The sequence below is a fragment of the Marinobacter aromaticivorans genome (assembly GCF_002806975.1).
In the GTDB taxonomy this organism is placed as follows: domain Bacteria; phylum Pseudomonadota; class Gammaproteobacteria; order Pseudomonadales; family Oleiphilaceae; genus Marinobacter; species Marinobacter aromaticivorans.
This window is the reverse complement of sequence record NZ_NIHD01000003.1, coordinates 18,312-31,604: the sequence shown is the minus strand read 5'-3', so window position 1 is coordinate 31,604 and position 13,293 is coordinate 18,312. Positions and strand designations below refer to the sequence as shown.

The 13,293-nt window shown below is 56.2% G+C and carries 12 protein-coding genes; 5 read left to right on the top strand and 7 right to left on the bottom strand.

Annotated features, from left to right (window positions below; translation table 11 throughout):
* Positions 1-84: 84 nt before the first annotated feature.
* The 3 genes from CDH48_RS05300 to CDH48_RS05290 are packed head-to-tail and all read left to right on the top strand — an operon-like array spanning position 85 to position 4,762.
* On the top strand, positions 85-2,145 hold the full coding sequence (locus CDH48_RS05300) for a putative bifunctional diguanylate cyclase/phosphodiesterase (protein ID WP_100687706.1): 2,061 nt from the start codon (positions 85-87) through the stop codon (positions 2,143-2,145).
* A gap of 23 nt (positions 2,146-2,168) precedes the next feature.
* Positions 2,169-2,756 (top strand): LemA family protein, encoded by a 588-nt coding sequence (locus CDH48_RS05295; protein ID WP_100687705.1) that lies wholly within the window; start codon positions 2,169-2,171, stop codon positions 2,754-2,756.
* An 11-nt stretch (positions 2,757-2,767) separates the two neighbouring features.
* Entirely contained in the window at positions 2,768-4,762 is a 1,995-nt protein-coding gene (locus CDH48_RS05290; protein WP_100687704.1) for a M48 family metallopeptidase, read from the top strand.
* Positions 4,763-4,776: 14 nt separating this feature from the next.
* Here the strand turns inward: CDH48_RS05290 and gspD are convergent, their stop codons facing one another.
* The 6 genes from gspD to CDH48_RS05260 form a co-directional block, all read right to left on the bottom strand.
* Positions 4,777-6,732 carry a type II secretion system secretin GspD gene (gene gspD, locus CDH48_RS05285; protein WP_100687703.1) on the bottom strand — a complete coding sequence of 652 codons (1,956 nt, stop codon included), beginning with the start codon at positions 6,730-6,732 and terminating at the stop codon, positions 4,777-4,779.
* Positions 6,733-6,764: 32 nt separating this feature from the next.
* Complete coding sequence (locus CDH48_RS05280; RefSeq protein WP_100687702.1) at positions 6,765-7,622, bottom strand: type II secretion system protein N; 858 nt, start codon at positions 7,620-7,622, stop codon at positions 6,765-6,767.
* A complete protein-coding gene (gspN, locus tag CDH48_RS05275) occupies positions 7,622-8,413 on the bottom strand; it encodes a type II secretion system protein N (protein ID WP_100687701.1) in 792 nt (263 codons plus the stop codon). Before gspN ends, CDH48_RS05280 begins: the two co-directional genes overlap by 1 nt.
* Before the next feature lie 175 nt (positions 8,414-8,588).
* Complete coding sequence (gene groL, locus CDH48_RS05270; RefSeq protein ID WP_100687700.1) at positions 8,589-10,241, bottom strand: chaperonin GroEL; 1,653 nt, start codon at positions 10,239-10,241, stop codon at positions 8,589-8,591.
* 78 nt (positions 10,242-10,319) lie between these two features.
* Positions 10,320-10,607 carry a co-chaperone GroES gene (gene groES / locus CDH48_RS05265; protein ID WP_100639400.1) on the bottom strand — a complete coding sequence of 96 codons (288 nt, stop codon included), beginning with the start codon at positions 10,605-10,607 and terminating at the stop codon, positions 10,320-10,322.
* 192 nt (positions 10,608-10,799) lie between these two features.
* The gene (locus CDH48_RS05260; RefSeq protein WP_100687699.1) at positions 10,800-11,342 is read right to left on the bottom strand and encodes an FxsA family protein; all 543 of its coding nucleotides are present in this window, start codon (positions 11,340-11,342) and stop codon (positions 10,800-10,802) included.
* Between the two features lie 309 nt (positions 11,343-11,651).
* Here CDH48_RS05260 and CDH48_RS05255 point away from each other — a divergent pair, with 309 nt between their 5' ends.
* Together CDH48_RS05255 and CDH48_RS05250 are read left to right on the top strand one after the other, a co-directional pair.
* A complete protein-coding gene (locus CDH48_RS05255) occupies positions 11,652-11,840 on the top strand; it encodes a helix-turn-helix domain-containing protein (RefSeq protein WP_264754760.1) in 189 nt (62 codons plus the stop codon).
* Positions 11,830-12,996: a type II toxin-antitoxin system HipA family toxin gene (locus tag CDH48_RS05250; protein ID WP_100687697.1), complete on the top strand. Its 1,167-nt coding sequence runs from the start codon at positions 11,830-11,832 to the stop codon at positions 12,994-12,996. Before CDH48_RS05255 ends, CDH48_RS05250 begins: the two co-directional genes overlap by 11 nt.
* Here CDH48_RS05250 and CDH48_RS05245 read toward each other — a convergent pair.
* A complete protein-coding gene (locus tag CDH48_RS05245) occupies positions 12,971-13,288 on the bottom strand; it encodes an MGMT family protein (protein ID WP_100687696.1) in 318 nt (105 codons plus the stop codon). The genes CDH48_RS05250 and CDH48_RS05245 overlap by 26 nt on opposite strands.
* Between the last annotated feature and the right edge of the window lie 5 nt (positions 13,289-13,293).

Sequence of the window (13,293 nt, the reverse complement as noted above, 5' to 3'; positions counted from 1 at the left end):
TGTCGACACAGTTTGCTCAAGGCTGCCGACATTCACCGGCCACAAGAATACAGATGCCTGATAAACGGGCTTAAGACGGGTTGAATGCAGAAATCTTTTAAGGTTGAAAACCGCCTTGACTACCGCATACTCCGCTGGATACTCGCGGTCGCTCTGATCAGCGGCGTGATTGTGAGTGTCATACAGGTAGTGCTGGACGCCCGCCGTGTATCCGCTGACCTGGACAAGCAGGCATGGCAGACCATTGCCATGGTTAAAGATGCAGCCACCCAGGCTGTTTTCAGTATTGATGCCGATCTGGCCAGGCAGGTGGTGGATGGCCTGTTTGCCCGTGAAGCCGTGCACCTTGCTGAAATTCGCCATACCGACGGTGAACCCCTGAGTACCCGGGAGCGACCTTCAGCCGATAGCGTATTCCGCCCCTTGACCGACTGGATATTCGGAGCTGAGCGCCAGTTCCGCACTGATCTGGCGCACAATAACAATTCCGGTACCGTATACGGACATTTAATCGTTCATTACGACACCGCACCTGCCGCGCACATGTGGCTGGGGCGCGTGATGATTACTTTCGCGTCCGTAGTGGCAACGGCAGTCATCCTGGGCATGGTTCTGTTTTTTGTCTTTTATCTGCTGCTGACCCGCCCGCTGTTGCGCATTGTGCACTCGGTAAAACAGGTAGACCCGGCGCATCCGGACGACCGCCTGATTGCAACGCCGGCCGGCCATGAAAAGGATGAACTCGGGCTTTGGGTGAGTGCTACCAACACCCTGCTTTCAGGCATTGGCGAAAGCCAGAAACGCCACCGCGAAGCTGAAGACAAGGCAAGCCGGCTGGCCCGCTACGACCAGCTTACCGGTTTGTTGAGCCGGGACAGTTTCATGGACATGTTGCAGGCGGATATCGAAGAGTCCAAGCGCAATAACACAATGCTGTCGGTAACTGTCTGCGGCCTCGATGATTTCAAGTCCATCAATGATCAGTGCGGCTTCCGCGCTGGTGACCTGACGCTGCAAACCATCGCAGACCGCCTTGTAAACACCCTGAGCGGCTCGCGCTTCACCATAGCCCGCCTTGGCGGCGACCAGTTTGTTATTGTCGAAAAAGGCCTGAAAGACGGATTTCATGCCGCTGACACGGCCGAAGCCATTCTTGCGGAGGTCAATGGCACCATCGGCGTGGAAGGCCAGAACATCTCCATGACCGCAACCCTGGGTATTGCCCTCTACCCTGCCGACGCCATACAACCCGATCGGCTCCTGCAAAGTGCCGAACAGACCATGATGCTGGCGAAACAGAAGGGCCGGGACCACTTCCAGTTTTATGTGGCCAGCATTGACCAGGAAATCCGCGATCGCAAACAGCTTGAGAAGGACATGGCCCAGGCTTTGTCACTGAACCAGCTCCACCTTGTTTACCAGCCTCAGATAAATCTTGAAACCAAACGCATTATTGGTGCGGAAGCCCTGCTCCGCTGGGACCATCCTGTTCGGGGCCTGGTGCCACCGGATTATTTCATTCCGGTGGCTGAGAGCAATGGCTCCATAGTGGAAATCGGCCAGTGGGTTCTGGATCAGGCATGCATGCAGGCCAGCCGCTGGGCCGACATAGGGATACCCCTGCGCATTGCCGTCAACCTGTCTGCGGTGCAGTTGCGCCGGGAGCAGATTGTGGACGACATTCTCGGCACCCTGAGACGCCACGATATTCCTGCGGGCCGCCTGGAGCTGGAAGTCACGGAAACCAGTTTCATGACCAATCTTGCTGATGCCGTGGCCAAACTGCACTCCCTGAACCGGGCGGGTATCAGCATTGCGGTGGACGACTTTGGCACAGGCTATTCGTCACTTACCTATCTGAAGAAGATGCCGGTGCAGCACCTGAAGATCGATAAACAGTTCATTCGGGACCTGCTGATCAACGAAGAAGACACCCGCATCGCCAACACCATTATAGACCTGGGCCGAAGCCTAAATCTGACGGTGGTTGCGGAAGGCGTCGAAACCGCCGAACAGGAATACTATCTGAGCCAGCGTGGCTGCAAACTGGCGCAGGGGTACTTTTTCAGCAAACCCCTTCGCCCCGCTGACTTTGAGAAATTTGTACACGAATTTCACCAGAAAGTGACTGAAAATAACGCATAACCCGCTACCTGTGAGGAGTTGCCATGGGAACTACCATAATTGGCCTGATCGTTATTGCCGTGGTGGCAATCTATCTGGTTTTCATCTACAACCGCCTGGTTTCTTTGCGCAACCAGTTCAAGAATGCATTTGCCCAGATAGATGTGCAGCTGCAGCGCCGGCACGATCTTATTCCCAATCTGGTTGAAGCCGCCAAGGCCTATCTGGTGCACGAGAAATCAACACTCACTCAGGTTATGGAAGCCAGGAATAACGCCGTCAGCGCGCAGAAGGATGCTGCCAGAGATCCCGGAGACGGCACCAAAATCCAGCGTCTTGGTGGAGCTGAGAACCTGCTCACCAAGGCCCTCGCCAATTTCTATGCGGTGGCGGAGAACTACCCTGAGCTGAAAGCCAACGAAACCATACAGCAACTGATGGAAGAGCTTTCCAGCACAGAAAATCGCGTTTCCTTTGCCCGCCAGGCTTATAACGATGGCGTAATGAGCTACAACATTTTCCGCGAACAGTTCCCCAACAATATCCTTGCAGGCATGTTTGCGTTCAAGGAAACCTCCCAGTTGGAACTTGAAACCCCGGAGGCCCGCCAGGCGCCGAAAGTGGCCTTCTGAGGCCCTGAATCATGGCTCATCCCGGTTTTTTTCAGCGCCAGGCCAGTGCCCGGCGCAATACAGGCCTGCTGGTACTGCTTTTTCTCACAGCCGTGGTTCTGATTACCCTGGCTGTGTGCCTGGTGGGTTATTTCGTGACGCGCAGCGAAACCTCCGGCCAGCCCTTTCACCACTGGCTGCTGTCCAGCCACGGATTGATCACCGCATCCGCTGTGGTCACCCTGATCTGCCTGGGCTCCCTCATACGCTGGGTTGACCTGGCAGGTGGTGGCAGCCGGGTTGCCAAAATGGTGGGCGCGCGCCCCATAGACCCGGACACCAGAGACTCCGACGAACGCAAACTGCGCAATATTGTCGAGGAAATGGCCATTGCCAGTGGTGTTCCCGTGCCGGAACTCTACATAATGGATGGCGAAACCGGCATAAACGCTTTTGTGGCCGGCTACACGCCAGGTTCTGCCGTTATGGTAGTGACCCATGGTTCCATTACCCAACTGACCCGGGATGAACTTCAGGGTGTTGTAGGGCACGAATTCAGCCACATCTTCAACGGTGACATGCGGCTGAACGTTCGCCTGATCGCATTGCTCTCCGGAATTCTTATGATTGGCCAGATTGGCGGCTTTCTGCTCCGCGCATCATTTTTCAGCAGCGGGCGAACCACAGCCCGTAATCGCGATGGTCGAGCCCAGGCTGCCATGGGAATTATCGGCGTGGCCCTGTTTGTGATTGGTTATGTGGGTGTATTTTTCGGGCGTCTGATCCAGGCCGCGGTGTCACGCCAGCGGGAAAGCCTGGCCGACGCATCATCCGTGCAGTTCACCCGGAATCCGGAGGGCATTGGCGGTGCCCTGTTCAAAATCGGGCTGCGCGGCAGCTATCTGGATACCACTGGCCATGCCACTGACATGAACCACATGTGTTTCGGTGAAAGTGCCCGCATGAAATTCACCTCACTGCTCGCTTCCCACCCGCCGGTAGAGCAACGCATCAATGCCATCCAGCCAGGGCTTCTGGCACGGCTGAAAAGCCGCCTTCGGGATACGGAACCCGGTGCTGACCTGCGCTCTGCAACCAACGGGATGCAGGCGGCAGCAGCTTCAGGTTTTGCCGGTGGCTCTTCAAGCGTCCGCCACACCGCTTCCGCCCGGTACGCGCCGGCAACAGGCGCAAACGCACGGGCACCAAAGACTGCTGCGGCCCCAAAACTCTCGGAACGAGTCGGTACCATCAGCCCGGAAGGCGAAGATTTTGCCATCAGATTATTGCAGCGCTTGCCGTCAACCTTCCGCGGCTTGCTGTATACCCGGGCCGGCGCCATACAACTCTGTTACGCCATGCTGATTGACGAACTCAGCGAGAAGGAGCAGGCACAGCGCCTCACCCTGGTCCCCTCGCATTCATTGCTTGGCCCGCAGCCAGACCTGCTGGCAAAGCTGATTCCGGCACTACAGAACATTGGTGCGGCTGTGCGCTTCCCTGCGCTGGAGCTGGCTATGCCGGCATTGCGAAAGCTCGACCCGCACGAACGCGCGCAATTGATTCGTAACGTCAGAGCGCTGGTCAATGCAGATAACAGGGTTACCCTGTTCGAACTGGCGCTCACCAGCTTTCTCTCCCGCCACCTTGGAGTGGACTCAGGCCGTGTGGTGCCTGTGCGCCATCGGAGCTATAAGGCAGTAATGCCCGCAATCCAGAGGCTCCTGAGCCTGCTGGCCCGAGCTGGCTCGCACGACAGCCAGGAAGCGGAGGGCCTCTATCACCAGGCCATGGCAGGCTTTGCCAGCAACGGGACAGATTACCCGATGCTGACCAAGGTCACCATGCGGCAGCTGCAAGAGGCCCTGAAGACGCTGAACGGGCTTTCGCCCCTGCTGAAGCCCGCCATTATCGATGCCTGCGGGCATTGCATTACTTATGATGGCGTAATTGAGGTGCGGGAGTATGAGCTGATGCGGCTGGTGGCAGACCAGCTGGACTGCCCCATGCCGCCCATGGTGGTATAAACAGCAACCTGCATTTACTCCACAAGCTGGCTGCTGCCGGAATCAAAAAGCACGTTAACATCCGGGCCGGCTTTCATTTCAGGCATACCCAGTTTGTTGCGTATATCCAGGTTTACCTCCCACAGCCTGTTGAACTTCTCCGATGTGGCCGCGACCGCCTCGGCTTTGCCCAGCATGATCTTTGGCCGCAGGAACACAAGCAGGTTGCGTTTTACCCGGCGCTCGGTTTCGGAGGAAAACAGACGCCCCAGGTAGGGAATATCCCCCAGCAGGGGAACCTTGCTCTTATTAACTGAATAGTCGTCCCGGGTAAGGCCACCCAGCACGATGGTTTCGCCATCATCCGCCAGCACGGTGGTCTTTATTTCACGCTTGTTGGTCACAATGTCCGAGGCATCTTCAATGCTGTCGGCCACGCTCTCGGTTGTCTGCTCCACCACCAGCCGTACCAGACCATCGGCACTGATGGTCGGCGTCACCTTCAGCGTGAGGCCGATATCCCGGCGTTCAATGGTGGTGAACGGATTGGTTGTACCGTCGCCGGTTACCGTGGACTGGCCCGTCCGGAAGGGAACGTTCTGGCCTACAATAATCTCGGATTCCTGATTATCCAGCGTGATGATGCTGGGCGTCGAGAGCAGGTTGGCTGCGGCAGAAGTGGACAGCGCCTGCAGCAAAACACCCCAGCTCACGCCGTTTTTGTTGCGCTGGCCCGCGCCCACGGTAATGCCACCAATGGCTGGCGTGATGGCGGATTCCGTCAGGATTGCGCTCAGTACCTCGCCGAGGCTGCGGCCAACGTTACCAAAGTTTGTTCCCACAACCGGCGTGGAGGACCCGGATTCGTCACCCGCAGCCACCTGAACCCCAAGATCCCGACCCAGCTCATCGCTGATTTCCACGATTGCCGCCTCAATCATCACCTGGGCACGGCGCACATCCAGCGCGGCGACAATCTCTTCGGCTTCCTGCATCAAGGAAGGTTCACCACGCACCACCAGCGCATTCAGCCCCTCGTCGGCAAACACCGCGAAATTGCCCTGGGGCTTTTTGCCGACGCCACCGGCGGCGCCGGTGCCGCCTTCTTTGGTCAACTCTCCCATCACGCCTTTCAAAAGCTCCGACAGACCCTTGGCATCGGCGTGCTTGAGGCGGATAACCTTGGTTGCCCCGCCACTGGCCGAGGGCTGATCCAACTGGGTGATCAGCCCGCGCATTTTGCTACGGAAAGTCTCATCGCCTCTGAGAATCAACCGGTTGCTGCGCTCATCGGCGGTAACACTGTACTTTCTGACGGACTGGCTGCTACCCGCCTGCCCCAGCTCGTCCGGCGCCAGCTCCTGCAGCAGGGTTACCATATCGCCAACCCAGGCTTCCCTGAGCTTGATAACCTCGACCTCGTATTTGGAAGGGCTGTCCAGTTCCCGGACAATCTGCTCCATGCGCTGAATGTTGGATGCATGGTCACTGATAATCAGCGCATTAGCTGCTGCTACTCCGGCAAGATGGCCGTATTTCGCAACCAGGGGGCGCAATATGGGCACCAGTTCCAGTGCATTGGCGTTATCAATCTGGATAACCCGGGTTATAAGCTGCTCGGAAGGCACACTCGGGAACCGGTCCAGCACTTCTGCGGACTGCTTTGCGTCCACCTGCTGCACCACCTTGATCACTTCTTCCCCCGGAATCGCGGTAAAGCCGTGAACGTTCAGCACCGCCAGAAACAAATCGTAAATCTCGTTTTTGTTCATGGGGGCGCTGGAGAGCACGGTGACTTTGCCCTTTACCCGGGGGTCCACCACGAAACTGTAACCGGTAATATCAGCCACCTGGGTGACAAAGGCACGTATGTCTGCATCCTTGAGATTCAGCCTCCAGGTTTCCTCCTGGCCATGGGCCATGATCGACATCATGGGCAAAAGAACAAGCAGAGCCACGGCCCGCAAAAAATTGGTCTTGTGGTTATACATCTGGAGATCTCGTCCTGTGTCTATGAACCCGGTCAGCGCCACTGCTCAGGTATGGCATAACTTATGGTGAGGATAGACCCGTCACGCTCGATTTCTATATCCAGGCGATCCTGGCCGCGCCAGCTTTCCAGTAACGAGCTGTCCTGTTGCACATCGCCCAGGCGCTGCCCGTTAATGGCAGTAATCACGTCGCCGGCCTTGAGATTCACGGCATTCAGCATGGGGTTGGAACCATCGTACACGTAACCGGAACTGCCCGTATCATCAACCGGGCTGAGACCATAGGGGCTCAGTGCCGCAACACCTGCGCTGTCCAGTTGCTGCCTTGCATTTTCAAGAAACGCATCCGGTGACGATTCTGCCGGCTCCTGTGCCACTTCTGCAACCATTGTGGAAACGTCGTTCTCGTCAAACGTCAGCGATTCATAACGCCCACCACGGCGAATCAGTATGCGCCCGGGCTCCACCTCTGCCAACTCCGCATTGCCCGGCAACATCTCGCCGACACGATACCAGGCGGTTTCACCGTTGCTGCCGGCCACTATAGCACCTGAGTCCTGCGGGCGCTGTCCTACCAGAACTCCTTCCAGCCGGAGCCTTAAACCGGTTTCGGGCGCAGAGCGTTTAACGGCTTCGGCCACCTCGCCCGGCGCTTCAGACCGGCCAAAAAACTCATAGCTGGCCATGGGGTAACTGCCGGTGTTCCCAAACCCGCCGGCGCCGGCCGAATCGCCTGCCGGTGCAATCGCAACCGGTTTATCCTGCCAGGCAAAGAGCCAGGTAAGGTTTGCCAGGGTAATACTCATGTGGATAACCAGCCACACAAGCAGCAGGTTGGCGACAAACCTCGCGATTCGATTCCGGGTGTCCGGTGCCGGCAAAGCAGCCATCAACGCCCCCCCGGCAACAAGGGTTGCCTTACGCGGAATACGACATCGTCCGGGCTGGCTGTGTCCGGCCAGGGCTGGCCGGCAAGATCAATCATGCGCTTGTAAATCCGCAACTCCAGCATGCCGTTCCAGAGAATGCTGGCATCCGCAGCAGGGCCATTGCCCGCCTGTTCTGCAACAACCAGGGCTACGCCACCGTCGGTGGTATCCAGATTGGCCTGCATGGGCGGGAACTGCGCCTGCCCTGTCTGATTACCCATGGGCCAGCTAACCCTGCCGCCGGCCCATGTGCCAAGACCATCTGCACGCACAATGCGATCGTCTGCCCACTCCAGTATCAGGCGGTCAATGCTCACGTCACCCTCAATCATTGCACCGCCACTGCGCCGGATCAGCCCTTCAAACTCTGCCACGGCAATCGTGCCGCGCGCATTCAGCCTGGCATTTGCAGGCCAGTCAAGGGACAAATCGCCGGACACAGACGACTGCCGGGATTCAACTGATATCCGTACAGGTTGTTCAAGTGCGCCCAAAGAAGGCCAGCCCAACTGCCACTGAATCCGCAGTGGAAAACCGGCTACAACCACACCTGCGGCTCCATCCCACACTTTTCCTGCTACCTGTTTTACCTGAACCTGCGCCGGCAGCGGTACATGGGGTGAGGCCTGCTGCCAGACCCAGCCGGCAGGAACAAAAACAATCAGCGCACCGAGATAGATAAACAGCCCCAGCAACACCAGCAGAAACAGCTTGCCGGGGCGGAGAAAAGATTTGGATTCAACGTCGCTCATTCGGTTACACGCAGACAGTTAGCCGGTTGCCGAGTCTAGCAAACGCTCCGTTCAAGTTCATGACAAAAAAACAAAAACCCCGCGCCAGTGTGAACCAGCGCGGGGTTTTTGAGGGCAAATCAGGCCGCATCCCGAATTTTGAGATACGGCCGGAATCAGCTGGCCGTGGCCGGCATCACATCATGCCGCCCATGCCTCCCATTCCGCCCATGCCGCCCATGTCTGGCATGGCCGAACCGGCAGAGTCATCCTGCGGCTCATCAGCAATCATCGCCTCTGTGGTGATGATCAGTGAGGCCACGGAAGACGCCGCCTGCAGTGCAGAACGGGTTACCTTGGCCGGGTCCAGGATACCCATTTCCATCATATCGCCGTAGGCTTCAGTGGCTGCGTTGTAACCGAAGGAACCCTCGCCATCGCGAACCTTGGCAACAACCACAGAAGACTCTCCGCCTGCGTTGTAAACGATCTGGCGCAGAGGTGCTTCCATGGCGCGGCGCAGGATGTTCACACCGGCCTTCTGCTCTTCGTTGATGGCATCAACCTTATCCAGTGCAGCGATGGCACGGATCAGGGTCACGCCGCCACCCGGTACAATGCCTTCTTCAACGGCAGCACGGGTAGAGTGCAGTGCGTCTTCAACGCGGGCCTTCTTCTCTTTCATTTCCACTTCAGAGCCGGCGCCTACCTTGATGACGGCTACACCGCCAGCCAGTTTGGCCACACGCTCCTGGAGCTTCTCTTTGTCGTAGTCCGAAGAGCTGTCCTCAATCTGCTTGCGAACCTGCTCAACGCGGGCTTCGATATCAGCCTGTGCACCAGCACCATCAATAATGGTGGTGTTTTCCTTGGTGACGTTTACACGCTTGGCTGTGCCCAGATCGTCCAGAGTAGTGTTCTCAAGGCTCAGACCCACTTCTTCGGAAATCACAGTACCGCCGGTCAGAATGGCGATGTCCTGCAGCATTTCCTTGCGGCGATCACCAAAGCCAGGCGCCTTAACAGCGGCGACTTTTACAATGCCACGCATGTTGTTCACAACCAGAGTCGCCAGCGCTTCGCCTTCGATGTCCTCAGCAATGATCATCAGCGGCTTGCCAGCTTTGGCAACAGCTTCCAGCACCGGGAGCAGCTCACGGATGTTGGAGATCTTCTTGTCGACCAGCAGCATGTACGGGTCGTCAAGTTCAACAGACATGTTGTCCTGGTTGTTGATGAAGTACGGGGACAGGAAGCCGCGGTCGAACTGCATGCCTTCCACTACGTCCAGCTCATCGTCCAGGCCACGGCCTTCTTCAACCGTGATAACGCCTTCTTTGCCAACCTTTTCCATGGCATCAGCGATCAGCCTGCCAATGGTCTCATCACCGTTGGCAGAGATAGTGCCTACCTGTGCAATGCTGCGGCTGTCGTCGCAGGGCTTGGCCATTTCGCGAATGGCTTTTACAGCTTCCGCAGTGGCCTTGTCGATGCCACGCTTCAGGTCCATCGGGTTCATGCCGGCGGTTACGGACTTAACGCCTTCATTCACGATAGACTGGGCCAGAACAGTGGCGGTGGTGGTACCGTCACCAGCGGTTTCGTTCGCCTGGGAAGCAACTTCCTTCACCATCTGGGCGCCCATGTTCTCGAACTTGTCTTTCAGTTCGATCTCTTTGGCAACCGACACACCGTCTTTGGTAATTACCGGAGCACCGAAGGACTTCTCCAGAACCACATTACGGCCCTTGGGACCCAGAGTTACCCTGACCGCGTCTGCCAGGATGTTGACGCCTGCAACCATGCGCTTACGGGCGCTATCACCGAATTTAACTTCTTTTGCTGACATGTCTTCTATTCCTGTTCGTTAAACCGAATTCGTTGAATCAATCGAGTTAGTGACTGTTCGTGCGAATTGCTTCAGCGATCACTCAAGCACTCCGTAAATATCGCTTTCGCTCATGATGAGCAGCTCTTCACCGTCGATTTTCACGGTGTTGCCGGCGTATTGGCCAAAAACCACGGTATCTCCCGCTTTGACTGCCAGCGCACGAGTCTCACCATTTTCCAGAATGCGACCGTTACCAACAGCGATAACCTCGCCCTGAGACGGCTTCTCTTTGGCATTACCCGGCAGCACGATGCCACCCGCAGTTTTCTCTTCTTCTTCCTTACGGCGTACAACGACACGATCGTGTAGCGGACGAATCTTCATTGCTCGGTTTCTCCAATAGTCAGATTAATGTGGCAATGACATTTGCTGTTAATGGCCGGACTGCAAACACAATCCGACAAAATTGCCCGGCCTCTAACCCGCTGTTTTTCAGCAGATATCAGCCTGCGGCGAACTTGTGAGACCTATTTGGGGATGGCTCCGGGGTTTTCAACACCCACACCAATAATTTTTTCACTTTTTATCGAGGCGGTCGTGATCGGTTTCTGTCTCATCCCGGTATTCCCCTTCGATAATGTCGCCGTTGCTGTCCCGATCGAAGGGGCGCTGGCGGCCAAAAGGGTTCTGGCGGTCGCCAAAGGGATCCTGCCCGAACGGGTTCTGACCTCCCCCGGCGCGAAAATAGAAGCCTCCGCTCCTGCCTGAGATCACCATACGTTTCAGGGCCTGGGCGGCAAGCCAGTGCCGGCTGAACGGCAGCAGACAAAGAAAGCCTATGGCATCGGTAATAAAGCCCGGAGTGAGCAAAAGCACGCCGCCAACCGCCAGAATCAACCCCTCGGCAACCTCCCTGGCTGGCAACTCGCCACTGTTCAGACGCTGATTGGCTTTCAGCAGTGTTGCCAGCCCCTGCTGGCGCAGCAGCCAGGCTCCCACCACAGCCGTAAGCAGGACAAAACCGATGGTATTGAACACGCCGATCACGCTGCCAACCTGAATGAGCACAGCCATTTCGGCTATCGGCATGATAATGAAAACAAACAGTAATATGGGCATCAGGCTCCCGTGTTGCGGTTTCGGGTATTCCGGAATCTGGTGTACCGGCAACCCTTTTAATTGCACATATCTGGTAGTTTAGGGCAAAACATGAAACTTCAAGATTCGGCAGTAGCAACAAACCTGAGGGTATGGCCGCAGAGCCGGGTGATTCAAGCGATAAAGCGTCGAGACTTAAAATGACTAATATACTTTACAAAATCATAAAAAAGGAATATTTTGGAAAGTATATTAGTCAAACCAAATTAAATCATCATGGATTATCAAGCCCTCGGACAGACAGTCTCAACTTTACGCCAGCAACATGGCGTGTCCCAGCAAAAAATGGCTGAACACCTCGGCATGTCCCGCGCCACCATCAATGCGCTTGAAAATGGCCGCTCGGGCGACATTGGCATACGAAAAGTAATGAAAATTCTCGATTACCTGGGCAAAGAACTCGCCATTCGGGATAAGTCACCCTTCCCAACGTTTGAGGAGCTGAGAGATGAGCAGTGAGTTGAACGTATGTGTAGAAAGCCAGCAAACGGGGAAACTTTTCGAGGAAAAAGAGGAAGTTGTATTCCGGTACGATGGCACTGTTCTCCCGGACCAGTTCGTGTCACTGACCATGCCCGTGCGGCGAAGGGACTACATCCATCGCCAACTGCACCCCATTTTTGAGATGCATCTGCCAGAAGGCTACCTGCTCTCAATCATAAAAAAGCAGTTTGCCAAAATTACGGAAACGGATGACTTCGGGCTTCTTAAACTGCTTGCTCCGAATATCCGGGGGCGTGTTGAATATACGGGCGAAAGCCAGGCGGAAGCATCACCGCTTCACCTGGAAACACTCCTGCACTCCGACAACCCAGAACTTTTCGAAGAACTCGTTTCCCGTTTTGCCATGCGCTCCGCACTGAGCGGCGTACAACCCAAGGTGCTGGCACAACTTGAGAACAAGGCAACCTTGCAACTGGATGACTTTATCATTAAAGCCTGGGGCCAGGAGTTTCCCGCCCTTGCCCTTAACGAATACTGCTGCATGCTGGCCTGCCGATACGCGGGCATTCCAGTGCCGGAGTTTTATCTCTCTGACAATGAAGATCTTTTTATCATGAAGCGATTTGATCTGAACGATGACGGGAGCGCACTGGGCTTCGAGGATATGTGCGTCCTCCAGGCTAAGCAGCGGGACGACAAATACACCGGCAGTTATGAGCAAGTCGCAAAAACAATAAAAACCTTTGTAAGCCCTGAAAAGAAAAACACTTCCCTGGAGCAGTTCTTCAAGCTGATCGTGATCAGCAACGCACTGCAGAATGGCGATGCACACCTGAAAAATTTCGGCCTGATCTACGATAGCACAGCATCAATCTGGCTGGCACCGGCCTACGATATCGTCTGCACCACGGCGTATATACGGAAGGATATTCCTGCACTAACGCTTGCTGGCAGTAAAAAATGGATGCCCCGCAAACAACTTGAACGTTTCGGAATTCAGGCCTGCGAGCTGACAGCATCCAGAGCCACGGCACTGTACGACGAATGTCGGGAAGCCCTGAAAAAACTGTCACCTTACCTGGCAAGCCGGCTCAGACAGCGCCCCGACAACCAACAACGAATGGTACTTGAGCACCTGCAAGCTCTTATCGCCACTGAAACCGGCTCATAGCCACTCGGCCATTCACCACCTCCACGCCCTCGGCTTCCAGCAGGCTGACCTGCTCCCTGTATCTCTCTGAGCCTTGCGGAAAGGCGATCTGGCCATTGCTGCGGATAACGCGGTACCAGGGTATGGCGTGGCCCTGGGGCAGCTTGCCCAGGGCACGCCCGATATAGCGCGCCTGGCGGCCCAGGCCGGCCATTTCAGCAACTTGCCCGTAACCCGCAACCTTGCCTGGCGGTATGGCAAGCACCACCTGCCAGATTTTCTGGTCTTTCCCCGGTTCCGTTGCATTGTCCATAGTAC

Coding starts and splice junctions, on each gene's coding strand:
- CDH48_RS05280 (WP_100687702.1), bottom strand. CDS start 7,622: ATGGCTGCTTTGCCGGCACCGGACACCCGGAATCGAATCGCGAGGTTT.
- CDH48_RS05245 (WP_100687696.1), bottom strand. CDS start 13,288: ATGGACAATGCAACGGAACCGGGGAAAGACCAGAAAATCTGGCAGGTG.
- groES (WP_100639400.1), bottom strand. CDS start 10,607: ATGAAGATTCGTCCGCTACACGATCGTGTCGTTGTACGCCGTAAGGAA.
- CDH48_RS05295 (WP_100687705.1), top strand. CDS start 2,169: ATGGGAACTACCATAATTGGCCTGATCGTTATTGCCGTGGTGGCAATC.
- CDH48_RS05290 (WP_100687704.1), top strand. CDS start 2,768: ATGGCTCATCCCGGTTTTTTTCAGCGCCAGGCCAGTGCCCGGCGCAAT.
- CDH48_RS05300 (WP_100687706.1), top strand. CDS start 85: ATGCAGAAATCTTTTAAGGTTGAAAACCGCCTTGACTACCGCATACTC.
- CDH48_RS05260 (WP_100687699.1), bottom strand. CDS start 11,342: ATGCCCATATTACTGTTTGTTTTCATTATCATGCCGATAGCCGAAATG.
- groL (WP_100687700.1), bottom strand. CDS start 10,241: ATGTCAGCAAAAGAAGTTAAATTCGGTGATAGCGCCCGTAAGCGCATG.
- CDH48_RS05250 (WP_100687697.1), top strand. CDS start 11,830: ATGAGCAGTGAGTTGAACGTATGTGTAGAAAGCCAGCAAACGGGGAAA.
- gspD (WP_100687703.1), bottom strand. CDS start 6,732: ATGTATAACCACAAGACCAATTTTTTGCGGGCCGTGGCTCTGCTTGTT.
- gspN (WP_100687701.1), bottom strand. CDS start 8,413: ATGAGCGACGTTGAATCCAAATCTTTTCTCCGCCCCGGCAAGCTGTTT.